The sequence below is a fragment of the Haladaptatus salinisoli genome, from assembly GCF_020614375.1.
GTDB classification, from domain to species: domain Archaea; phylum Halobacteriota; class Halobacteria; order Halobacteriales; family Haladaptataceae; genus Haladaptatus; species Haladaptatus salinisoli.
The window spans coordinates 43,266-64,273 of record NZ_CP085327.1 but is presented as its reverse complement, the minus strand read 5'-3'; the positions used below and the strand labels follow the sequence as shown (position 1 = coordinate 64,273).

Sequence of the window (21,008 nt, the reverse complement as noted above, 5' to 3'; positions counted from 1 at the left end):
GGAGCGAGCTGCCTGGGCTAACGATACAGTTCAGAGTCTTATGGACAAACGGTGGCGAAAGGCTGATTTAACCGATTGTATGAATTATCACGGATGAGTAAATTAGACTACATCAAAGAAACCCTCATCGGAGAACCGGTACCGTATGATTCGGCGAGCGAGCATACCTGTGAGATTTGTGCGGTGATAAACGACGAGGTGACCCCATAACGCGCCACCCCCCAGAGACCAAGCCCTCTGGTTCACTTGGTTCGCAGAAAATGGGTAATCGCGTCACTGCCGCCCTTTAGTGTGATTAGACGTCAATCGGTGGCGGGGGTGGCGGGCTGTTGTCTTCGAAGTCGATTTCATTCTCCTGACTAATATCTTCAGCATAGTTTGACGCGACTGCGATGCCGGTCTGCGAATTTTCGTTACTCTGTTCACCCGCTTGCACAGCAGTGGCGTCACCGCCCCACGCTGCTATAGCAGTGTTGTCTTCCTGGATGTTCACGTTCGTCTGCGATACATCTTGATACTGGTCTACTTCGGCCTCGGCGTCCTGCTCGAACTCATTTTCTTGTTCTTGCGCAGCGACATTGCCAGCAAAAACCGTCGTCACGAGTACCAGTGCAATGCCAAGGGTGAGAAGTTGTTTCAGTCTCATTGGTTTACTCCGTAATTAGCTGGGCGCTGGTGGTCGGCAAGTGCCGTCCGGTAGTAGAATACCATCACATTCATCATCCGCCTCGTTCTCCTGCTCAATGTCCTCGGCAGTGTTCGACGCGACTGCAACGCCGGTCTGCGAGTTGCTATTGAACTGCTCGCTCGCCTGTACGGCAGTTGCATCACCGCCACTGCTTGCTGCGACGTTGTCTGACTGTTCGTTTACGTTGAGCTGCTCAACATCCTGGTATTGCTCGACCTCAGCGTCAGCCTCCTGCTCGAATTCGTTTGCTTGCTCTTGGGCCATCGAGCTGCCAACGAGTACTGTCGAGAGAAGTGCTATCGCAAGTGTGACCGTTAAGAGTGCTTTCAGTTTCATTGTCATCCGTTGGGGTTACCCTCTGCCACCAACATTGTTGTCACCACTCCTATCTTCTATCTCGTTTTCCTGCTCGACGTCTTCAGCGGAGTTCGAGGCGACCGCGACTCCAGTCTGTGAGTTCTCGTTAGCCTGGTTACTTGCCTGCACGGCAGTTGCATCGCCACCCCAGGCCGCCACGGCGAGGTTATCGTCCTGCACATTCACGTTTGTCTGCTCGACGTCTTGGTATTGCTCCACCTCGGCCTCAGCGTCCTGTTCGAACTCATTTTCTTGTTCTTGCGCGGCTACTCCGCCAACAGCGATGCTGGTCATCACTGCAAATACTACGAGTAATTTGAGTGCTTTCATGGCTACCTCCGACTCCACGACACGCAGAGCACTGTTAAACAGCCCCAACCGTTCATCTTCTTCACATCGAGAGTAACCACGATAGCACCGCCGAAATCCGTGGTTGAGACTCCAGTCGTTGAGCACCGCTATGGTCAGCGGGTTAGTATGATATACTAACTGCTGAAACAGTCACTCTGGAAAGGCGTCTACTGGACAATAGTGTAGGTGGGTCGGAGGAAAATATGGGTAGCGGCGTCACTGTCGCTCCGCGGTTTGATTAGGTTTCGCCTGGGTCACTGGGTTGGGGTGGTGGTGGAACCGGTATGCTGTCGTCTAGTTCATTTTCCTGCTCGATGTCCTCAGCGGTATTCTCGGCGATGGCGATTCCTGTCTGTGCGTTCGAATTACTCTGGTCGTTCGTCTGAATGGCAACCGCGTCACCGCCATCTTGTGCCAGAGCACCACCGGCGAACACTGTTGAGAGGAGTGCCACTGCGAGTGCGACCGTTAGGAATGGTTTCAATCTCATTGCTGCTCTCCGTGATTATCTGCCACCACCAATACCACGGCCCCCACCGTCCTCAACCTCATTCTCCTGCTCGACATCTTTAGCGTAGTTCGAGGCGATTGCGACACCAGTCTGCGAGTTGCTGTTGGACTGCTCACTTGCCTGCACTGCCGTCGCATCACTCCACTTGCCAAGCGCCACGGCGGTGTTATCGTCTTGGACGTTCACGTTCGTCTGCGAGACGTACTGTTCTTGGTCAACGTCGGCGTCAGCGCCTTGCTCGAATTCGTTTTCTTGTTCTTGCGCGGCAACGCCACCGACGGCAATACTGGTGATGACGGCGAATGCCACGAGTAATTTGAGTGCTTTCATGGCTACCTCCGGCAATACGACAATCAGTTCACAGTTAAACAGCGGCTACTGTTTGTGTCGTTCAGTTCGAGAGTAACCACGAGAATACCCCCGAAACAGGGACTTAACACCATCTAACAGTGTGGGTCTTTGATAGCGGCGTTCTCCTCTCTTCTCGCCTCTTCCACGGATGTGTACTCTCGGCAAAACCGGTGCGATGACCTGCGAACCATTTGTAGGTTCAGAGTCGAAGTGTACCGCCCGAACTCCATCTACGTGAGGGTCATCTGTAATTCAAACACGAGATTTTTAATGTATCACTGTCTCCAGCAAGATATGACCCAAACGTCGTCAGTTCATAATGCGCTCCACAGCATTGCAGCCCGCATTGGCGATGATATGAGCGAGAAGGACGTGGAGAATGCATTTATGAACGAGAATTTCTACACACTCCTTGGCTATTCCGGTGCAGGACACGACTTGCGGAGCGAGTGGACACTTCCAGATAACCGACGACCGGACTACGTGACACTGGACGCTAATGAAGCCGTTACTGCAATCTACGAGTTCAAAACATCGGGACACGACCTCGACGCTCACACTGACCAACTCTTTCACTACGTGGACGAGTTGAAAGCCGACTACGGAGTTCTAACAAACGGCGAAAAACTCCAACTCTACAGCCGTGACGGTCACACGGAGATGCTTGCAATCTCTCTCGAAGAAGCGACCGAAAGCCATGCCGCAGACATTGTCGCTGCTCTCGAAAAACCGGAGTGGGACATCACGAATCCCGAAAGCGTCAACGAATACCTCGACAATCTCGACGCAGTGGAATTGGACAGCGAACTTGGGCGCGAACACTTCTTCGACACATTCCGATTGGAAGAGGATAGTCCGTTCGCCGACCTCGTGACTGCGATGGTTGACCTACTTCGGGAACTCCGTGACGAGAACGAAGCGAAGTTCGTGAAAGGGGCCTACGATTTCTGGGAAGCGAGTTACGCCAGCGAGCCTGATGAGATACCGAAGTCGTGGGATGCATTTGTTGACGGCAAGCAATCGCTTCGGGATTTCATGTTTTGTCTGGAGAGCGGTCACGCACTCCTCGCACGACTCCTCCTATCGAAAGCTACTGTAGACCACGCGTTCTTCCCAACTAATAAAGGGCTCCGGCGGTACTTCGACGCGCTCGGTGGATTCGATGGCGAAATTAGCCTCGATGCATATCCGGTCGCGGCGAACGGAATGATTGAGGACATGCGGAACCAACTCGTCGAGAGCTTATTCGAGGACGACATTTTCATCTGGTGGACTGACGGCTACGCCGAGGAGACCGCCAGTCAACACAAGAATCCATACAATCGGTTCCGTGACGTGGCGAAGGACGGGAGTGAAGTATCTCGCGTGAGTCGGGCAACGCGAGAGCGGTTCAGTCGCGCAGTGGCCCACGTCGTCTTCTCAGTGCTGAAATTCGACTTCTCCCGCATCGAAGGCGACCCGCTCGGGAACCTCTACCAGCGATACTTCGACCCAGAAACGCGTAAGGCCCTCGGCGAGTTCTACACGCCACAGCCAGTCATCGACTACATCATGGACGGCGTTGGCTACGACGTGGGTGTTTCCAGCGAGCGAATTATCGACCCGTCCTGTGGGTCTGGGACGTTCCTCGTGGAAGCTGTGAAGCGGTACATCGAGGACGTGGAGCGATACAACGACGACCCGGACTGGGTGAAACACCTCACCGAACTCTGTACCCGCCCGCATATCGTCGGGTTGGACATTCACCCGTTCGCAGTGCTGATGGCTCAGATTCGGTTCATGGTCGCCATCCTGCCAAAGTATCGGGAAGCGAAGCGAAGCAACGCTGATTTCACGATTCGACGCCTGCCCATTTTCCGCACTGACACGCTTCGGAACGAACGGGAACTGACGGGCATCGACCTCGGGGACGACGACACGACCCAGATGACGTTCGACGCGATGACTGAGGATAATCAGGATGTGCTGATTCCCGTTCCGCTCCCGGTCGAAGTTGACGAGGACGAGGTGGATGAATCGGAGCGCGAAGGAGAGTTCCTCGTTCAGCGTGTTCGAATGCCGAAGCACCAGACCGCTAAGATGAACGCCGAGATTCGAAACTTCGGAGAATACTATGCGGCGTTACAGGGCGTCCTCGACGTGGTGAAATACCACATGCATGAAGGGATGTGGGAGTACTATGGTGGACTGGAAGAAGGTATCCATCGCTATACAACCCGTGAGTACGAGGGCGTCGAGGAGTTCTTCGAGGAGTACGTGAACGACATTCTTGATACCGTTCGGTATCTCCGCGTCGAACACGGTGATGGACGCCTGTTCAAGATGTTTGAGGACACGGTTCTCTCGCTCGTCGTCAAGAACTACATGGAATACGACTACGTTGTTGGGAATCCACCGTATGTTCGTAAAGAGTCTATTCTTTCGAATTACAAGGAAAGAGTTCTTCAATCACTCTATGAGGACGTGTACTCCGGTAACGCAGACCTCTCTATATACTTCATTAAACGTGGAACAGAGCTTCTAAACGAGGGAGGTAAACTCGGTTATATTACTTCATCTCGATTCACAAGTACAGCGTATGGTTCTGGATTGAGAAAGACATTAGCAAACACCGTAAAAATAGATGAGTTTTCAAATTATGAGATGAGTAACTTCTTCGAAGACGCAACTGCCTACCCTTGTATTCTTGTGTTAGAGAATATTACTCCTGAAGAAGACTATGATATAAATGTAGTATATGGAAGGAAGAAACCTGATGATTCCGAAGTAGAGAGTGTGCTTGAAGAAATCCGTGATGTTATCCGTAAGAACGGTCGCCACACCTCCGAATACTATACGACATATAAAACTCCGTTCTCTGACTTGGATGAGCGAGAATGGAGATTTACGCCTGAGGAAGCTAATGAATTGTTCCGAGGTCTACAGTCGAAATCCGAGAATAGCTTAAGTGAAATTACCAAGCGAATTTCGGCTGGAATCAAGACTGGTAAAAATACCGTTTTCATATTGAGTGCTAAAGAAGTAAAACAGTGGAACATCGAACAGAGTATTTTAAAGCCAATTTACAGAGGAAGTGATATCAAAAGATACCAAATGGGCTATCCAGATGAATATTTAATATATACTGAGGGTGTCGAAATTGAAGAATATCCAAACGCACATCAATATCTACGACAACATAAAGAGGCGCTTGAGAGCCGCAAGGACGCGACGTTCAAGAACAAGGACAAAAAATGGTATGAGCTAAACATACCTCATTCTGAAGAAGTTATGGAGGTAGAAAAGATAATTTGCCCAGAAATGTCTCAGCGGAATAACTACGCTCTAGACAAAGATGGCAGATTCATCCTCAATAAAGTATTCTTCTTACAAATTATAGATGAATTTGGCCCTAAACTTGAGTTCCTACTTGGTTTACTGAATTCATCAACCCTTGAATTCTTCATTAAACAAACCAGTTCGCCACTACAGAATGGCTACTATCAATTCCTTACTCGTTATCAAGAACGTCTTCCAGTCAAAACCGGTGGAGAGCAGGAAACTAAAATTGGTGAACTGGTGGAAACGATACGAAAAATAATCGATGTAGAAAATAGAGTTAGAAGCTTCCCGAACAAATATATGGACAACTATGGCGGAACTATCAGCTACATTGACTATGAGTGGCAGACCCGCCGCTATCCCGTTAATGCCGATATTGAAGAACTTGACGATGGTCGCTATGTGGTTACTGCAGGGCGTTCCGATGAAATTACTGCACCACAAATGGATACTGGTGACCGCGAGGAACGCAAACGCAAAGCGAAGTACGTTCACGCCGCCGTCGATGGCCGCAACGTAAAAAAGGGAGAAGAACAGGCCATCCCGATTCCAGAAACTGATGACGGCGTGCAAGAACTCCTCGACGCACTTGAGCGGGACCGAGCGACAGTCGAAGAAACGAGCATCGAGGAATTGGAAGCTGAGATAGACGAGGCTGTGTACAACCTGTTCAAGCTTACTGAGGGCGAGCGCGAAGTCATCGAGGACTACTTAGAGGTCTTCTAAGTCCCGATGGTTCTGTTGCTCGCGGTATCTGTGACCCAGTTGTTTATCAATGCTTTTCTGTCTAACTTGGAATGGATGAGCGTTTCGGTCAAGTTGATAACCTTCTCGTCCCAGAAGAAACAGGCGCTTATCGAGAATCTGGTTACTCAACTTGAATGAACTGATACTGCCAGATATCTCGGTTTTGGGGCAGGACCTGCCGGCGTTCTAGTACGAGGTCACCCAAGCCGGGAACGTCCACTATAGTGTCCCGACTGGCCAGCCCGACGACTTTGTGGATGCGCTCCGGCTCTGCTGTCATGAGGCGTACGCCGATTCAGAGCGAAGCCCACCCCTTAAATGCCGATTGGTAGTAACTGTTCATCCTACTGAAATGAGGGAAATTAATGCACAGGGATATTATACCTTATCAGCAAGTGGTAAGTATGTCCAATAACTCAAGAAGAAAATCGGAAATCGGTTTCAGCTCTTCGGAGTTTATAATTCTAATTCTATTAGCGACCGCTGTTGCATCCATTGTATTCATCATTCTCTCGTCTATTGATTCATTCGAAACATCTGCACACTTGGTTTTCCCTGCAAATCTCGCCTCTATTACGTCTTCCGTGGCCACACTTTTACTAGTGGGATTGACAGGCTGGTACACTCTTGAAACGAGGCGCATGGTAAACGTCCAAAAGGAGATGCGTCACATTGAGCAAGTTGAAGGTTGGTATCGTGAAGTTTTCACAGAAGCGAGGATACTACATAAGACATGGGAGAATATCATACAATCCGAGCATTATCCCCTGTCTGAGAATGGCTATGGAGTAGAAGAGGGAACATTAAACGACATGACCGAACGGGTCGAATCACTACTTGAATTATATGGTTCTTGTCCTGGCGAAATTCCCGATGATATTCGAATTTCACTCTATCAAATTTATTCTGATTGGTACTTTAGCCGTGCTGGAGGTGATTGGACCTATTTACCGAAGAATCATGACGCGAAAGATAGCTTGGATGAATTGATTAAAAGAATCGAAGAAGAATCCGAAGACTTTGGTAATTGACCCCCCATTCTATTCATCTCTTCCGACTTTTCTCGCGCTCCGTTCGATGTACGTGTAGCCTGCAGAATCTTTTTCCGACGGCACATTCCGGCATGTTCACCGACATCTTCGACCGGTCCATCCACGACGCCGTTGCCCCATATTGCTGCTCTCAGGAGTGTCCCTTCGTCACTCCGCGCACACTATTGGGGTGAGTGGAGCAGCAACGACGACTCGGTCAACTAGCGTCAAGCGCACTTGCCAACTTACTGTCGAGGGTGAGCACAGACGCGAACACTGCGCAAGCCGATTAGATACTGGTGATTCGTACTGGTTTGCGAATCGACTGGAAGTTCCTACGATTCGCGGTCTTCGTCGGGATTTACGATGCTGCTCAACACGGAATAAGCTTCGTTGTGGGCTTCTTCAGTGTCGTCCCACGGCAGATTTATAATTTCCCCGTTAACACGTCGCGCCAAGTCATTCAGGAAAATTTTATATTTTCCAATAGTACTTTCAATTATTCCAATTTCATCTTCAGTTAGATAGATTCGAGCGGTCGTTAGCGCATCCGTGAACCGAGAGAGGGCGGGCCTCACGCTTTCGTCCATTTCGTCATACGAATCATGAGTGTCGTTCCCCGCATTCCTTACTGCACGATAGCACTCTAGTTCCGCTACGGCCAATTCAGTTAACACCTCGACTTTTTTGTCCATCCAATGGTCTGCCCTCCAGCGAGTTCGTTCGTCGTCTAACCGTTTCTTGGTGCGGTAGTAGCCTACAATAGCAGTTAAAACGGAACCGGCAACACCTGCAGTGCCAGCAATGGCAGCGGCCCAAATTGCATCAGATACCATATTGGATAGTGGAGACAGATTAGTATTAATCATGACGGAGTTACGAATTGACAGATATGGTCGTGGACCTTGACGGTTACTTCTAATCCAGAAATAATCGGACACAAATTTCCAAATACGTCAAAACCAAACCTGATTACGAAAGTAGAAGTGTAATTTTCACCATCAGCGGTGGAAAATAGCCTAGTATAGAAAATATCTACGTTTTAGAATCAATTAGATATCGTCCAAGAACTGCTGCCGTAGCTCCATCTTCTCCCGCCCTTGATAGCGTCCTTTTACGACCATGTCAAGGAAGGCGCAGACGCAGTCGTACTCATTTGTTTCGATGAGTCGCCCTTCCTCTTTCTCGAATTCGATTGGCGTAGGGCCACGGGAGTATTCTCACAACTCACAATCTGCCCATAGTAAATGTGCATATAGCGCCTGTTGAGACCCTCGTTCCGTGATTTCCTATAGCCGATTATCTCTTTAGATGGATTGCCACTCGCAGGAGTAATCATACTCCTCAAAATTCTGCCCTGTATCGAACCGCACGAACAACCCATAGTCGTAATCTAGGTGCTGCATGTATGCTCGTACCTTCTGCCGGTCACCGTCGCTGGGATTCCCCGATTTCTTGGCCTCAATCACGAGAAGATTGTCGTCCTCCGACCCTCGCTGATGAATTATTACGTCGGGATACACTGCCCCCTGACTCTCGTCACGCAACATCTCAGCTGGGAGTCGCTTAGTCACGTCATCCTCGCCTATTCGATTATATTCGACATCCACATCCCAAGGAGTACTGACTACCTCCTGAAGATACATTCCGAGCCGGTGGGTGATACTCCTCTCGTTAACATCGTACCTTAGTAAGTCAGTGTCTTTTTTGATAATTCTCTCAAGAGCGCTAATTACTGCCTGACGTACCTCATCTTCGTTCATACTCGGGTGGTCAGTTCGTTAACTTTGTCAAGGTCTGAGTTTGCAACCTGGGTGAAATTAAACCCTTGCTGCCCACAATAGTTCATCTTCTCTGAGAACTCTCCTTGGTCAACGAGCCGCTGAATCTCTTGGTAGGTTATTTTGGGTTCAATCTCTACCGGTGTCTCAAATTCCAGTAGCGCACCCTCAGTGTCGATTTGTTTATCTTCAATGAGAAGGATGTGGCTGATACAGGTTGGGTACTGGTCGACGGAGGAGGAGCAATACAGAAGCGCAGTGTCACCTTCGGTTGCACTTTCCCAAGCATCTCGCCGTCCGTACCCCTCACGTTTCCAATAAGGGTTTGCATTGAAATACCGGTGATGTCGGAGCGGTTCATCAACGAAGGTGGGCCCTTGAGCACCCCAAATGTACTCGGGGGCGGCATCTTCACTAATTTCGTGGCCATTTGTCTGAACGAGGAAGACGCTCATACTAGCAGGGAAGTAGAGGCTGAAACTTAAATTGGATTGAATTAACAATTAGATGGTTGCGAGATGAAAATTCGTTTAGATATTCTCCACCATCGGGATACAGGTAGAGAAAGTTGACCAACGGGTATTCATCGCGAACCAATTAAACGAAAGCGTCACCCGTCTTCTGTTTTGCTTGTGCATTAGATAAGTGGTACTTGGCGTGTTCGCCACGACATAGAGGGTCATACATCGTTGCGAGAACAAAGTAGGACTCTTTTTGATGTCCCTCTGAGATGTCCGGAAGCGATTTTAGGTCTTTCTCAATACCACTGGAGTCGAATGTGGTCAGTCAAAGAACCAACCGTGACTGACTCAGGGTCGACGTTCCCATTCAATGGAGGGAAGGATGCATCCCTAGCTAGGTCTTTCAGTCCAATGGCAGTGCCTATGGCTGATTCCTTAATACGTCGGCGACCTTTGAACAATTTCTGAGTAACGTGTCTTTTTACCCCATCTTTCCTCTTTGAGCCAATTAGACCGAGATACTCAGTTCTCTCACTTCTTCACGGTTCGTTTGGATTCGTTCGAGGTGTCGCTGGCCTTCGATATTCTTCGCTAACATGAGTGATTCTCTCCTTCGTGGTCCGAGTTCAATTCCAACTTCTACAGCCTCATGAACAGGCGTGACCGAGAGACGCACCGTATATCACAAGGTGGATAGCCGAGAAATTATATCACGTTAAGGAACTGCCTCCCGCTACTCCATCTTCTCATGCTCTGTACATTGGTCGTATGGTTCGTCGGGAACGGCCGGTAAGATGTCTCGCTTCAGTTTGTGTCTCGTAGGGCCAGCCTATCTCCTCGTATTGGTCAAAACTGGTTCTCGCCCTCCTGAACAATCCTAATATGTTATCATCACAACAATTCTCTCTTATCCTGGTGCGTTCCCAGCGGTTACATCGCGGAACACACACGCAGCAGGGAATACAATGGGACACTCCAACGCAAAACCATCACCAGCAACATCAACAGTATCACTTCGCCGGACACTGCTTCAAACGTTCGGCGGCGTCATCGGCCTTCTCGGGATTGGGAGTGTCGTTGGCCAGACCAGCACTCACATCTTGACGATTACGGCCCCGTATGGCCACGAAACCTTCTATCAGTTCGTACCGACGGACAGCGTCCAAAAGCTCGGGCGTGACCCGTATAGGAACGTCCCCGCCAGTGCCGTTACCGTCGACGGTGAGGACGACATCAAGAGCTGTCTTGTCCATGGTGCAACGAACGGTGGAGCAGACGTCTATCGGTTCACCGGCCAGTTATCATACGTCAACTTCAGCGGCCTCGGGTTTCAGGAGGGCTCCGTCGAAGTGTATCTCGATGGGCGGTCTGTTGACCCTATAGAATTCCAGCGCGGAACACCACCTAACAGCGACACCAATACCGACTGTGCCGGACAGACCCAGCAACGACGCTCAAAACTTATCTTGGAACCGACGGAACAGACGCAAACAGCGATTGTGGACATCCAAGTTCAGGGGCAGTTACACCACACCACAACTACACACCAGTCAGTGCGTGTGGTCGTAAACGGAGGCGAGAATGCGACGGTCATTCCCTTTACGGGCCAACTGGTCTGTATCGATGTGAAGCAGGGTGATGTGGACGCCCACATCAAAGCCCGAACGCGGGACCGTCGCTGATGGGGGTCATCGCCACCCTTCGCAGATGGGCGTCGCCAATCGTTAACGCACTTCCGCTAATGCAACCGGGACGGACGGTGCGAAACCTCGCGCTTGGGTATGCGTACGTGGTGCTGTCCCTCTTCGTCGTGATGACACTTCTGCTGTTACTGTTCAGCGGTGCTGAACCAACAGCGGAACCCACGGCGTCCCCCGCGGAAGCCGAGCCAATCGTTGCTACCACAACGCCACAGCAAACCACGACAATGCCACAACAGACTACGACGAGATTGATACCTACGACCACACGAACCACGATGCGAGCAACGACGACAAGACGCCCGACTACGAGCCAGGACAGTAGCGACCCGGATACCACGGCCGCCATTGTCGAAGCGGCACTTATCTCGAAAGGCATCTCCGTCTACTCCGTGACCGAACGCGATGACGTACTGTATGTTGTCTACGAGACGAAGGGCACCGATGAAGTCCAACTGGCTAGCGAAATGGGGACGATTACGGGGGCGTACGCCGGCGTCGTCAGCTCGACTGACAACCCTCCCGACCGCCTCGTTGCGACCATCGTCAAAACACAAGGGCGAACGCATTACGAGCTTGGTTACTACTACGTTGAGGAATCGTGGGCACGGGGCATTGCGACTGGCGAGTACACCTGGGAGGAGGTGGCTAGCTGGGTTTTCAGCACCATCACGGTGCACGATGACCCCATCCCCATTAGTGTAGATGAACCATCGCGTGCCCAACTATCGCTGGCACCCGATGCTGGCGCTCGATAAGCAGTCAGCGATTCCAGTACGGCACTTCGATTCTTATTCGTTGATGGAGTAGCCCCGACTGTCAGACGGTGTCTAGAAATTGTCGCTACATCTTATCGTGTTCCGTCCCTTGGTCGCAGTACTCATCAAGGCCCCCCCTGTAAGATGTTTGTTTGGTTGCTCATCACCCGTGGGGGAACGGCCCGGTACAGCCAGTAAGACAGGCTCAATCAGTTCCAATTCCGCTGAATATACCGATTCGCGTCCTGAATTCCCAAGGGTTCTGACGAACTCCCTGCCCGAGCATAGAATTTCTCCTCGTCTCCATCCTCAAAGTAGACAGGGTCAGGACTATCATCGACCCAAACGACACACACCGTCTTCCCATCCACTTCTTCGAAGGAGAGGTGTGTATAGGCCGCTGCCATCATCTTTCCGAGGCGGTTCGAAATTTCGCGGTTGAGTTGCAGTTCAAACGAGTCCTTTCCCTTCTTCATCAACTTGAGGTCGCGGTCGATACCGACTGGTTCATGTGTCTCATCCTCAACACCGATGATGACGACACCACCATCGGAATTCGCAAATGAAGCGATTTCCTTGACGACTTCCGCCTTTAACTCTTTATTCGGTTGGTCACGGTACACATCGTAGAGGAACGTTTCCTTGAATTCGACGCGAGCATTCTCGCCTTGTGCGAGGAGGTCCTCGATAGATTCTCGCTTCTTTCCACCGCCATCAGTGATGAGACTCTCCATGTAGTCGTTGATGGCTGTCGCAAGTTTTTCACGCCGCTTCGCGAGGAAGTCTTCATAATTTTCGACCTTCCACAGTTCAGGATTGTCAGGGATGAACTGCGACTTGAGTGCATCGGGGTGACTCTCTTTGACCTCTGGGAGATACGCTTCTGGCAGCGTGTCGCCTAGCTTCTTGTTTGTCTCGGGGGTAAGGAACGCTCGGTTGGCGATTTCGTTGACGAGCTTTCGGTGTTCTGACTGTCCGGCATCGTACTCCTCATACAGACGGGATTTCGGGAAGATATGGTGTGACTCAAGACGGAAACTCCCGACGAGCGGCTCACCTGTTTTCCAGTCAACCGGCTTGTTTGCACGGGTAACCATTCGAACCATATTGTAGAATCGTCGCGTTCGTTTCCCTCGTCCCCGGAGGTCGGAGGCTTGGACCTCAATCCGGCCTCGGTCGTTTTTGATTTCTTGCATCAGGTCCTTCGTCGGTGACGGATTATCGAGCAGCGAAAGGTCATGTTCGACAGTGGAATCGGACGAGCCACTGTACCGGGTCCACATCATCGCGGCATACAACCACCGGATAAATTCCTTCTTCTCCTGCTGAGTAATTTGCCGGTTCGTCTTGTCGAGGTAGACGATGAAGGGGATGAGAACGTCGCGGGTATTGATGTAGTCTGAGTTTGGAATGTGAGCCTCATTTCGAAGAACGTTCACGAGGTAATCGAGGACACCATCATCCTTCGCGAGACTGCGCCACTTTGCTTCCAATATCTCTCGGGGAGTATCATAGACCTGCTCATAGGTCATCGTCTGTGTGATAGTACCAATCATGCACTTCACGTAGAAGTTGAGGTCAAAATCGAACCCTCGCTCGGCGAGTTTCGCCTGCTTTTCCTTCATGTGTCGTCGGATATGCGGCCACTCCGCACTCATGTGTGCAAGTGCCAATTCCGCATCACTCAGGTGCGTCCCTTGCGAGTTGATTTTGTCGAAGAGTTCGATGGCCTGATGGATATCAGCGGATTTCGGAAGGGTCTCGACTGGGATGTCATTGGTACCGACGTTCTGAAGCTGTTTCAACTGCTTTTCGTACTGCTCCGAGATTTGAAGCACTTCTTCCGGGTCATCGTCTCCCACTACACTCCGAGCAATGGAGATGGCACTGATTTCGTCGGTGAAGCAGTCAGTGACCTTTACCCATACCGTCCCCTCGCGGACTCGCTTATTTTCGAAGTGAAATTCAGCAGTTTCGACGTTGAAATACAGTTTGCGAGGGTCATTTTCAATGTCGGACTCATCGTAGTAAGGTGGTATCTCGTCCATAAGGAGCATATAGAGAACCGTCAATCGTTGTTGACCATCAAGAAGAATCTCAAAGAGCGCCTGTTTTTCCTCATCAATCGCGTCGTTCTTGATTTCAGGAGGATTCTCGGTTTCCCAGGTGAGGAGACCGCCAATTGGATACCCCTTATATAATGAATCCATCAGTGCTTTTGCCTGCTGGCGTTTCCAGACAAATTCGCGCTGGAATTCCGGGAGAACGATAGCATTGGACTCAACCCTGTCCAGTAATTTTTCAATCTTCATACGAGGACTATACTAAACCAATCACCAAAAATTGTTTGCCACTTCTTCACGCTTGAATTGGAATTAATAAGGGGAAACGAAAAGCCAGCCTGACGTAGTGTCTACGGTACTAAATCTCGTCGAGGAACTGTCACCGTTGCCCCATTTTTCTCGTGCTCCGTTCGCCGGTCGTAGTGCTCGTCGATGACCGCTTGTGAGAACCACCTACGATAGCATGCCCGGTGTAAACAGTTCATAATGGCACATGGCCGAATCATATGTGGGGGAAAACGCTGCATGGATTCTTGGAGATTTCACCCAGCACATTCACCCTAGTGCGAGAGACATGATTTAATATGGGTTTGTCCACTCTTATGAGATATGCCCAAAGCTGAAATGGCTCTTCTACAGTTCGTAGCTCTGACTCTCCCTGCAGTAGCTATTTTGTTACAAGCAGTCCTTAGCTATCAAGATAAATACCATTCTGACGGGGATGTGTTAGGATTTAAAACAGAATTCCAATTTATTGAATGGGGATTTGCATTACTAGTTTTTAGCGGATTGTTATTCAGTGCGAAAATTGTAATTGGAAGCAATTCTTGGATTATCCAAGGAGGAGTTATATTATTATCACTCTCATTAATAATTCTGGGAATCGCGATATTAGTTGCCTTCCGAAGGCCGCTTTACTTAGAAGATGACGTAACAGTCGAATCAGCACTCAAGCAGAAAACATGGAAATACGGCAAGTATGTCATAGTTACTGCTATGATAGGAGGAATAGGGTATTTAGTACCACCAAATATTGATGGACTGGGAATAACGGGATTGAAAATATCGAATTTTATCACATTTGCCACTTTACTTTCTTCTTCCTTAATTTCAGTTATTGGTTCAATGGTGGTTTTTGTACACTATCTCAATATAAGACGGGGCAAGGAACGCCAAAAACAATGGCGTAAACAAACTCTTGAATTAGCCAATGATATAAATGACTTAGTCGATATTAATTCGCTAAACCCGGATGATGACGAAGACATTAGGAACTTCCATGATGAAATTGATAGAATCCGTAGTAGATTAGATAACTTAATCAACTCGTATCCAGACGAAATAGAATTTATGGAACGAGAACATTTAAGAAGGATAGATTCGCTGTTAGCATATCTGGAAGAAGAAAGCCACAAATATATAGATATTATAACGAAGATGGATGCTCTCACAAACAAGTTTGAACGGACCACCGAATGTATTGACAATTTAACAACTGAGGGTGAGCTCCAGAATACTAGTGCTAACTCAAATACAGATGCTATAGATTCAGACACAATTGAACAGCAACTTGCTGAGCTTCGCAACCGGAAACAAAGAGTAAAGAGGCAGATTAAGGATTTAGAGGACAAAAAAGATATCTACAAATCTGATTTGCGTTACGTAACAGATGAAGTTTCCGCAATAATAATTGAACTCCAAGAAATATCAGAAGTAGAAAATTAAATTTCCTCTAAAAACTGTCTCCGTATCTGTCTTTTCTCACTATTCGTTCTGGCGTCATAGTTCCTATCCAGAACATCCCGACTTACGTTCGTCCGTTCTGCAGTCACGTCTACAGGTTGCCCTGCGTTCAATGCCGCCGTGATGTAGCCACGTCGAAGCGTATGGGGACTCTTTGAAGACGGACACTTACTTGCCCCGCTATACGAGTTCGCTTCGCACTCCTGTAAATCCCGGTCGTGGGGGCACTCTCCGGTATAGAAGCAGGGACGAGTTGCCGTGTAGATGTTCCGCTGAATCACGGTCTTTCCGGCGCGAGTAGTTCGGCCAGTAAACAATGGTCGTCGATTGTAGTCGTCGGTCACGTCCGAGCGAGTGTGTTCAATGTAATCTGTGAGAACTCGTGCCGTCTCATCGGTCAGATGAATCTCTCGCTCACCACGTTTCTTGTTCTTGAGTGGTGTTCCTGAGGTAGAGCGATGCTTAATCTCTAATGCCGGGATTTTGGGCTTGAAATCATCTAAGTCGAGTCCTCGAAGTGTTCCCGACCGGATACCTGTCTTCCACAAGGTAATGAACAAGGCATGCCGGAGAGAAGCGTACTCATACTTCTTGAGAAAGTCAAGAATGGCGTTGGCTTCCTCCTTCGTCACGTAGACGTCTCGGGCTTCCTGTTCCGGGTCGGTCTTAGGGATTAGTACCTTCTCGCTGATTCCCGGTGGCACGGCGTCAATGTTCTCACAGAACCGGAGGAACTTCTTGACCGTCCACAGGTTGTTCTTGAGCGTAATCTGCTTGATACCCTCTGAGCGCCACTCTTTGAACGTTAGCAGGTCACGTCCAGTCAGCTCGTTCAGATTCGTACGGTTCGTCTCGTCACACCAAGCGACAAACTGCTTGAGTCGGTCGTCGTGCTTTCGGTGTGTTTCGTGGGCTATTTCATCCGCTCGGTCGCGGAGGTAGTAGTTCACCGCTTCTTGGGGCGAAATCGGTTCCAGCATGTTTTCTTTCCATGTAGAACTCCGAAGAACGACGCTCCAAACGAGGAGTTCAGTTTCAGAACCCAATTACTCCCTTACAGTTGGAGACTCGGAACAGGCGGTGCGGTGGCGTGAGCGAAGCGAGCGCAGGCCCCGGGTTCAAATCCCGGCGAGTCCATAGCGCGTTCCTCTTTACCCCAATTGAACAGACGGCGGTCGGTCTTCTTAACCAACCACGTCTTGTTGAGGGCGATTTCCATCGCAAACCCGGCAATCGCGTCCGAGGTGATTTGAACCCGTCTCCGCTGTGGCCCCTTAGCCATACGTCGGTTTCACGCAGGGAGTTGCGTCGGATGACATTAACAGTTCTTCCCTCCCCCGGCCTCATCGGGTTGATACGCGAAGTACAGGAGTGTATCAGCACCAATCAAACTCTAAGGGGTGCATTTACGGAGTGAAGACATCATAGAAACCGACTATGAGTGAATGGACTGCTGAAGACCTATCATCGGAAGAATCCGAACTGATTGTTGATTTTGTAGAATGGGCCGGTGAGTTCGATAGACAAATTCTCGACAGACAGACCATAGATGGCGATGAAGATACCATCGGAATGGCCGAGGCTTTCGAGTATTTAGCACCCCTAATTTCAGAGGAAGCAGACGAATTTGATGCTCAGGTATTCCGGCTCTTTCGCTTGAGAAGTGAAATCCAATCTGGTCCTGTTTTTGAATACGAGAAGGAGGATGAACTGCCCGAAAATCCGAAAGTGACTCCCGAGGAACTGAACCACTTTGTAAGAAAGGATGAACTAGAGGAGTTCTTCATGCTTGCTGGACAGATGGTTGAAACTCTAACTATTGACCTCTTTCTTGAAGATGTGGTAGAACCGTCTCGAAGGAGTAATTCTGTCAGACAGAGAGTAGAGCGAATGTCGCAGTATGAGCGAGAGTGGTTGCTCTATGTTACGGGAGTCATCACGGATGGAGAGAAGGGTAAAATCCGTAGAGTCTACGACATGAGGAGTTCTATTGTCCATCATTCGGATGATGAAAATGACTTCTTAGATGAGGTGGAGATACCGAGTGATGTTAGCAGGGCTTTGGACGCCGTGGACACACTCCACGAGCGATTACATGGAATCGCCCTGAAGCACCGGTTTGGAGATTTAATCGCTTGATTTCCTTAGACAACCCGTTCTATTCTTCCTCGAAGAATCTCCGTTGTAATCGTCTTTTGTCTTCTTCAGTCTGTGCGTTGTAGTGGTCCCGAAGCACTTCGGGAGTCATGTCCATCCTGTCGCTCGCCATCTCCTCTGGCATCCCATCGTTGAGGTTCTTCGTTGCTGCTCCTCGACGGAGTGCGTGCGGTGACCGTGACGACGGACACTTTGAGGCCGTATTGTACTGGCCGACAGCCTCGCACTCATTGAGGTCGCGATCGTGCGGACACTCGTTCGTCTGATAGCAGGGCCGCATCGTCGTTTGCGGCATGACTATCCGTAGAACGGATGGAGAGTGGTGGGCAAGCGCGTGTTGAAATCTCCCCCGATCAGCTTATTTCTGTTACTTATTATGAAAATACCGCGTGACAGTGCACTCATTTTAATATTCTAGCTTAGCATTACTTAGTCGTCTAATGGCACCAAGTAAGCGGACACGACGGAACGTACTGACAAGCATGGCCGGACTCGCCGTCGCCGGAGTGGGCGCACAACACGTTCTCGCCCAAGACGCCGACGTCGAAATGGAAGTCGAAGAGGTCAACGCTGAACGCGAATACGTCATTTTCAAATGCGTAAGCGGCAGTGCGAACCTCGCTGGCTACACCGTCGCCTTCGAATACGGCAACGAAGACTACGACCAACGCCGCGAAATTCCCTCGAAAGCCGAACACGGCGGCCCCGAGTACCGTACCATCGTGGAAGAGGGCGAAACCTACGGCGTGGCGAGTGGCGTGAAAGACGTCTCCGACGTGAACGGCATCGATCTAATATTGGAGTACGAGAGCGAAGTCTTCAACAACGACGGCAACGACGTCATCGCGCTACTGGATCCCGACGGCAACGTGGTTTGCACGAGCAAAAACTCCCAACCCACTACGACCGAGGAGACGACCACCACGGAGACGACCGACGATGGTGATGACGGTGACGAGACGACGACCACTACACCGACCGAGGACGGCGACGGTGGCAGCACAACGACAACCACGACGACGAGTGACGGCGGTAATAGTGACGGAGCAGGTGGTGGGACGACGAGCACGACGGATTGCTAGCCGACCGCGGTCATTTTTTGTGCGCCGTGCTGTTAAAAGACGATGCAGGGAAGGCGGGTAACGCGCTACGACGCGTAACGAGTCCCGTTTGTGTACTATTCGAAACTGTCGTACCGAAAGTTAGCGGCCGCGAATCAAGCAGCACCGAGGACTCGCCTTGGAGCGGAGTCTTGGAATCGAACGGAGCGAGCGGTTGCGCGAGCGAAGCGAGCGCAGGCTCCGGCGTTCGAATTCCAGCGAGCCCACTTCGTTCCGCTCGAATAGCGATCTTGCGACCGCCGAAACACCTAATCACTCCTCCGTAGTACCCCCGACGAATCGGAGTGAGTAGTGATAACAATGGACGAACAAACGAGACGCACCCTGCTCCGCCGAATCGCCGCAGGGGCCACCCTCGCGACCGCCGGAGCGACCGCGGCCGACCCGGCTTCGAGCGAGTCCAGCGACGAGAGCGACGGTCCGGTTCGGCTCCTCTACTCCTGCGACATCACCACTGAGGACGACCCCACGCCGGACGTGAACGACCGAATAAGCCTCCGACGAGTCGAGGGGACCTTCGCCCCGGCGAAGCCGACCTGCTTCGAGGAGGAGACGACGATCCACCGCTACCTGTTCGCAGACCTCCAGCGGGACCAGCGCGGGCGCGAAGGCATCGCGTGGGCGACCCGGAAGCGACTTCCGCGGGGCGTGTACCGCATCGCCACCATCTTCGTCTGCGACGACGCTCCGAGCGGGTACTGCGCGCGCAAACCGTTCTACGGGGTCGCGGTTCGGCGCGTCGGAGAGTCGGGAGGTCGCGGAGTCGAAGTCGGGGACTCGAACGAAACGTCACCGAGGAGGTCGTAACTGCTGATGGCCGTAGCTCTCGACGGTTCGATATCAGTTTGAGAAAGTCGCCGGACGCCCGTCCGGGGGCGGACTCTCGTTCTCCTTCACTCGATGTGGCCTTCGCGCCGAAGTTGGTCGGCGTCCTGCCGCGTGTAGCGCCACGTCACGTCGGCCTTCTCGTCCTGCCAGTCCCAGGGCTCCGCGAGGACGACGTCGTCCTCGCGAATCCAGACGCGCTTTCGCATTCGTCCGGGGATGCGGCCCATCCGTTCTTCGCCGTCGTTACAGCGAAGCCGAACTCGGTTCTTCCCGAGCATGTCGGTCACGACAGCGAAAACTTCGTCGTCGTTGGGCATGCGGAGGTTCCGCCGCCCGGATTCGTCACTCACGAGCGGAGTTCGCCGCGACCACGATTAAGTCGTTGCATTGGCTCGTTCGATTCCGGCGGACGGCTCACACGTTCGACCGAATCCAGTTCGAACACGTTTCGACGACGCGGAGCAACTCCACGTCGGCGTCGTCGAACACGACGAACAACGTCCGCTCCCCATCGACGAACTGCAACGCCACGCCCACGTCGAAGGTGTAGATGGCGAAGTTCAGGTTCCCCATCCGGAACGCGTTCTCCGCGTTCTCGCGCTCCCGACCGGCGAGCAGCGACTCGCGGTGAATACGGTCGAAGTCCTCCGACCGGAATTTGCCCGCGACGTCGTCTCGAACGTAGAGCAGTTCGTAGTCACCGTCGCGCGAATCCGCGACCGCCTGTAACGCGGGGCCGAGGTGCGACCGTAGGGCGCTGACGAACGCTCCGTCGGATTCGAACACAGCGACGATTCGCGGAGGGGAATTATCAACTTTTCTTGTGATTCGAACGAGAACGCCGATGGCCCGGGAACGAACCGTCGAATCCTCGCACCACGAACCACCGAGCGGGTGCATCACCGCGACCGCTAGAACGACGAGAACGGCGAGTTCGGACGGTATCGGCGTCGGGACGAAGAACGACGCGGCACCGATGAGCGCGACGAGCGTCGAAGCGCGAGCCACGGTCGACGCTCGTCGACGGTCCGAGTACCGA

At 51.1% G+C, this 21,008-nt stretch carries 21 protein-coding genes; 8 read left to right on the top strand and 13 right to left on the bottom strand.

Annotated elements, in window-relative coordinates:
* Window positions 1–295: 295 nt before the first annotated feature.
* From LIX00_RS00335 to LIX00_RS00315, 5 genes are all read right to left on the bottom strand, one after another.
* Complete coding sequence (locus LIX00_RS00335; protein ID WP_227354201.1) at window positions 296–646, bottom strand: hypothetical protein; 351 nt, start codon at window positions 644–646, stop codon at window positions 296–298.
* A gap of 15 nt (window positions 647–661) precedes the next feature.
* Window positions 662–1,030 (bottom strand): hypothetical protein, encoded by a 369-nt coding sequence (locus LIX00_RS00330; RefSeq protein WP_227354200.1) that lies wholly within the window; start codon window positions 1,028–1,030, stop codon window positions 662–664.
* 9 nt (window positions 1,031–1,039) lie between these two features.
* On the bottom strand, window positions 1,040–1,375 hold the full coding sequence (locus LIX00_RS00325) for a hypothetical protein (RefSeq protein ID WP_227354199.1): 336 nt from the start codon (window positions 1,373–1,375) through the stop codon (window positions 1,040–1,042).
* Between the two features lie 259 nt (window positions 1,376–1,634).
* Complete coding sequence (locus LIX00_RS00320; RefSeq protein ID WP_227354198.1) at window positions 1,635–1,850, bottom strand: hypothetical protein; 216 nt, start codon at window positions 1,848–1,850, stop codon at window positions 1,635–1,637.
* 51 nt (window positions 1,851–1,901) lie between these two features.
* On the bottom strand, window positions 1,902–2,237 hold the full coding sequence (locus LIX00_RS00315; protein WP_227354197.1) for a hypothetical protein: 336 nt from the start codon (window positions 2,235–2,237) through the stop codon (window positions 1,902–1,904).
* Window positions 2,238–2,552: 315 nt separating this feature from the next.
* Between LIX00_RS00315 and LIX00_RS00310 the strand changes: the two genes are divergently transcribed.
* The gene (locus LIX00_RS00310) at window positions 2,553–6,305 is read left to right on the top strand and encodes an Eco57I restriction-modification methylase domain-containing protein (RefSeq protein WP_227354196.1); all 3,753 of its coding nucleotides are present in this window, start codon (window positions 2,553–2,555) and stop codon (window positions 6,303–6,305) included.
* Window positions 6,306–6,714: 409 nt separating this feature from the next.
* On the opposite strand, the gene LIX00_RS00305 is transcribed toward LIX00_RS00310, so the two are convergent.
* Window positions 6,715–6,969: a hypothetical protein gene (locus LIX00_RS00305; RefSeq protein WP_227354195.1), complete on the bottom strand. Its 255-nt coding sequence runs from the start codon at window positions 6,967–6,969 to the stop codon at window positions 6,715–6,717.
* Between LIX00_RS00305 and LIX00_RS00300 the strand changes: the two genes are divergently transcribed.
* Complete coding sequence (locus LIX00_RS00300; RefSeq protein ID WP_227354194.1) at window positions 6,968–7,357, top strand: hypothetical protein; 390 nt, start codon at window positions 6,968–6,970, stop codon at window positions 7,355–7,357. The two genes, LIX00_RS00305 and LIX00_RS00300, sit on opposite strands and share 2 nt — an antisense overlap.
* 335 nt (window positions 7,358–7,692) lie before the next feature.
* On the opposite strand, the gene LIX00_RS00295 is transcribed toward LIX00_RS00300, so the two are convergent.
* From LIX00_RS00295 to LIX00_RS00285, 3 genes are all read right to left on the bottom strand, one after another.
* Window positions 7,693–8,193, bottom strand: a complete 501-nt coding sequence (locus LIX00_RS00295) for a hypothetical protein (RefSeq protein ID WP_227354193.1) — start codon at window positions 8,191–8,193, stop codon at window positions 7,693–7,695.
* A gap of 471 nt (window positions 8,194–8,664) precedes the next feature.
* The gene (locus LIX00_RS00290) at window positions 8,665–9,120 is read right to left on the bottom strand and encodes a hypothetical protein (protein WP_227354192.1); all 456 of its coding nucleotides are present in this window, start codon (window positions 9,118–9,120) and stop codon (window positions 8,665–8,667) included.
* Complete coding sequence (locus LIX00_RS00285; protein WP_227354191.1) at window positions 9,117–9,593, bottom strand: hypothetical protein; 477 nt, start codon at window positions 9,591–9,593, stop codon at window positions 9,117–9,119. Before LIX00_RS00285 ends, LIX00_RS00290 begins: the two co-directional genes overlap by 4 nt.
* Before the next feature lie 971 nt (window positions 9,594–10,564).
* Here LIX00_RS00285 and LIX00_RS00280 point away from each other — a divergent pair.
* Together LIX00_RS00280 and LIX00_RS00275 are read left to right on the top strand one after the other, a co-directional pair.
* Window positions 10,565–11,281, top strand: a complete 717-nt coding sequence (locus LIX00_RS00280) for a hypothetical protein (protein ID WP_227354190.1) — start codon at window positions 10,565–10,567, stop codon at window positions 11,279–11,281.
* Window positions 11,282–11,358: 77 nt separating this feature from the next.
* Window positions 11,359–12,057, top strand: a complete 699-nt coding sequence (locus LIX00_RS00275; protein ID WP_227354189.1) for a DUF8159 domain-containing protein — start codon at window positions 11,359–11,361, stop codon at window positions 12,055–12,057.
* 209 nt (window positions 12,058–12,266) lie between these two features.
* On the opposite strand, the gene LIX00_RS00270 is transcribed toward LIX00_RS00275, so the two are convergent.
* Window positions 12,267–14,369, bottom strand: coding sequence for a GmrSD restriction endonuclease domain-containing protein (locus LIX00_RS00270; RefSeq protein ID WP_227354188.1), 2,103 nt, complete (start codon window positions 14,367–14,369; stop codon window positions 12,267–12,269).
* Window positions 14,370–14,729: 360 nt separating this feature from the next.
* On the opposite strand from LIX00_RS00270, the gene LIX00_RS00265 reads away from it, so the two are divergent.
* Window positions 14,730–15,845 carry a coiled-coil domain-containing protein gene (locus LIX00_RS00265; RefSeq protein ID WP_227354187.1) on the top strand — a complete coding sequence of 372 codons (1,116 nt, stop codon included), beginning with the start codon at window positions 14,730–14,732 and terminating at the stop codon, window positions 15,843–15,845.
* Here LIX00_RS00265 and LIX00_RS00260 read toward each other — a convergent pair.
* Window positions 15,842–16,843, bottom strand: a complete 1,002-nt coding sequence (locus LIX00_RS00260) for a tyrosine-type recombinase/integrase (RefSeq protein WP_227354186.1) — start codon at window positions 16,841–16,843, stop codon at window positions 15,842–15,844. The two genes, LIX00_RS00265 and LIX00_RS00260, sit on opposite strands and share 4 nt — an antisense overlap.
* 457 nt (window positions 16,844–17,300) lie before the next feature.
* Here LIX00_RS00260 and LIX00_RS00255 point away from each other — a divergent pair, with 457 nt between their 5' ends.
* The 3 genes from LIX00_RS00255 to LIX00_RS00245 all read left to right on the top strand — a co-directional run bounded on the left by LIX00_RS00255 (window position 17,301) and on the right by LIX00_RS00245 (window position 19,948).
* Window positions 17,301–18,002, top strand: coding sequence for a hypothetical protein (locus LIX00_RS00255; protein ID WP_227354185.1), 702 nt, complete (start codon window positions 17,301–17,303; stop codon window positions 18,000–18,002).
* A gap of 500 nt (window positions 18,003–18,502) precedes the next feature.
* Window positions 18,503–19,102: a hypothetical protein gene (locus tag LIX00_RS00250; protein ID WP_227354184.1), complete on the top strand. Its 600-nt coding sequence runs from the start codon at window positions 18,503–18,505 to the stop codon at window positions 19,100–19,102.
* Window positions 19,103–19,441: 339 nt separating this feature from the next.
* Window positions 19,442–19,948: a hypothetical protein gene (locus LIX00_RS00245; protein WP_227354183.1), complete on the top strand. Its 507-nt coding sequence runs from the start codon at window positions 19,442–19,444 to the stop codon at window positions 19,946–19,948.
* Between the two features lie 86 nt (window positions 19,949–20,034).
* Here LIX00_RS00245 and eif1A read toward each other — a convergent pair whose 3' ends face one another.
* On the bottom strand, window positions 20,035–20,319 hold the full coding sequence (eif1A, locus tag LIX00_RS00240; RefSeq protein ID WP_227354182.1) for a translation initiation factor eIF-1A: 285 nt from the start codon (window positions 20,317–20,319) through the stop codon (window positions 20,035–20,037).
* 64 nt (window positions 20,320–20,383) lie between these two features.
* Window positions 20,384–20,977: a DUF7522 family protein gene (locus tag LIX00_RS00235; RefSeq protein WP_227354181.1), complete on the bottom strand. Its 594-nt coding sequence runs from the start codon at window positions 20,975–20,977 to the stop codon at window positions 20,384–20,386.
* Between the last annotated feature and the right edge of the window lie 31 nt (window positions 20,978–21,008).

Excerpts from the sequence above, each read along its gene's own strand:
- LIX00_RS00280 (WP_227354190.1), top strand. The coding sequence starts at position 10,565 with ATGGGACACTCCAACGCAAAACCATCACCAGCAACATCAACAGTATCA.
- LIX00_RS00290 (WP_227354192.1), bottom strand. The coding sequence starts at position 9,120 with ATGAACGAAGATGAGGTACGTCAGGCAGTAATTAGCGCTCTTGAGAGA.
- LIX00_RS00265 (WP_227354187.1), top strand. The coding sequence starts at position 14,730 with ATGCCCAAAGCTGAAATGGCTCTTCTACAGTTCGTAGCTCTGACTCTC.
- LIX00_RS00260 (WP_227354186.1), bottom strand. The coding sequence starts at position 16,843 with ATGCTGGAACCGATTTCGCCCCAAGAAGCGGTGAACTACTACCTCCGC.
- LIX00_RS00315 (WP_227354197.1), bottom strand. The coding sequence starts at position 2,237 with ATGAAAGCACTCAAATTACTCGTGGCATTCGCCGTCATCACCAGTATT.
- LIX00_RS00270 (WP_227354188.1), bottom strand. The coding sequence starts at position 14,369 with ATGAAGATTGAAAAATTACTGGACAGGGTTGAGTCCAATGCTATCGTT.
- LIX00_RS00335 (WP_227354201.1), bottom strand. The coding sequence starts at position 646 with ATGAGACTGAAACAACTTCTCACCCTTGGCATTGCACTGGTACTCGTG.
- LIX00_RS00245 (WP_227354183.1), top strand. The coding sequence starts at position 19,442 with ATGGACGAACAAACGAGACGCACCCTGCTCCGCCGAATCGCCGCAGGG.
- LIX00_RS00250 (WP_227354184.1), top strand. The coding sequence starts at position 18,503 with ATGGCCGGACTCGCCGTCGCCGGAGTGGGCGCACAACACGTTCTCGCC.
- LIX00_RS00295 (WP_227354193.1), bottom strand. The coding sequence starts at position 8,193 with ATGGTATCTGATGCAATTTGGGCCGCTGCCATTGCTGGCACTGCAGGT.
- LIX00_RS00325 (WP_227354199.1), bottom strand. The coding sequence starts at position 1,375 with ATGAAAGCACTCAAATTACTCGTAGTATTTGCAGTGATGACCAGCATC.
- LIX00_RS00310 (WP_227354196.1), top strand. The coding sequence starts at position 2,553 with ATGACCCAAACGTCGTCAGTTCATAATGCGCTCCACAGCATTGCAGCC.
- LIX00_RS00305 (WP_227354195.1), bottom strand. The coding sequence starts at position 6,969 with ATGCGCCTCGTTTCAAGAGTGTACCAGCCTGTCAATCCCACTAGTAAA.
- LIX00_RS00255 (WP_227354185.1), top strand. The coding sequence starts at position 17,301 with ATGAGTGAATGGACTGCTGAAGACCTATCATCGGAAGAATCCGAACTG.
- LIX00_RS00285 (WP_227354191.1), bottom strand. The coding sequence starts at position 9,593 with ATGAGCGTCTTCCTCGTTCAGACAAATGGCCACGAAATTAGTGAAGAT.
- LIX00_RS00330 (WP_227354200.1), bottom strand. The coding sequence starts at position 1,030 with ATGACAATGAAACTGAAAGCACTCTTAACGGTCACACTTGCGATAGCA.
- LIX00_RS00300 (WP_227354194.1), top strand. The coding sequence starts at position 6,968 with ATGGTAAACGTCCAAAAGGAGATGCGTCACATTGAGCAAGTTGAAGGT.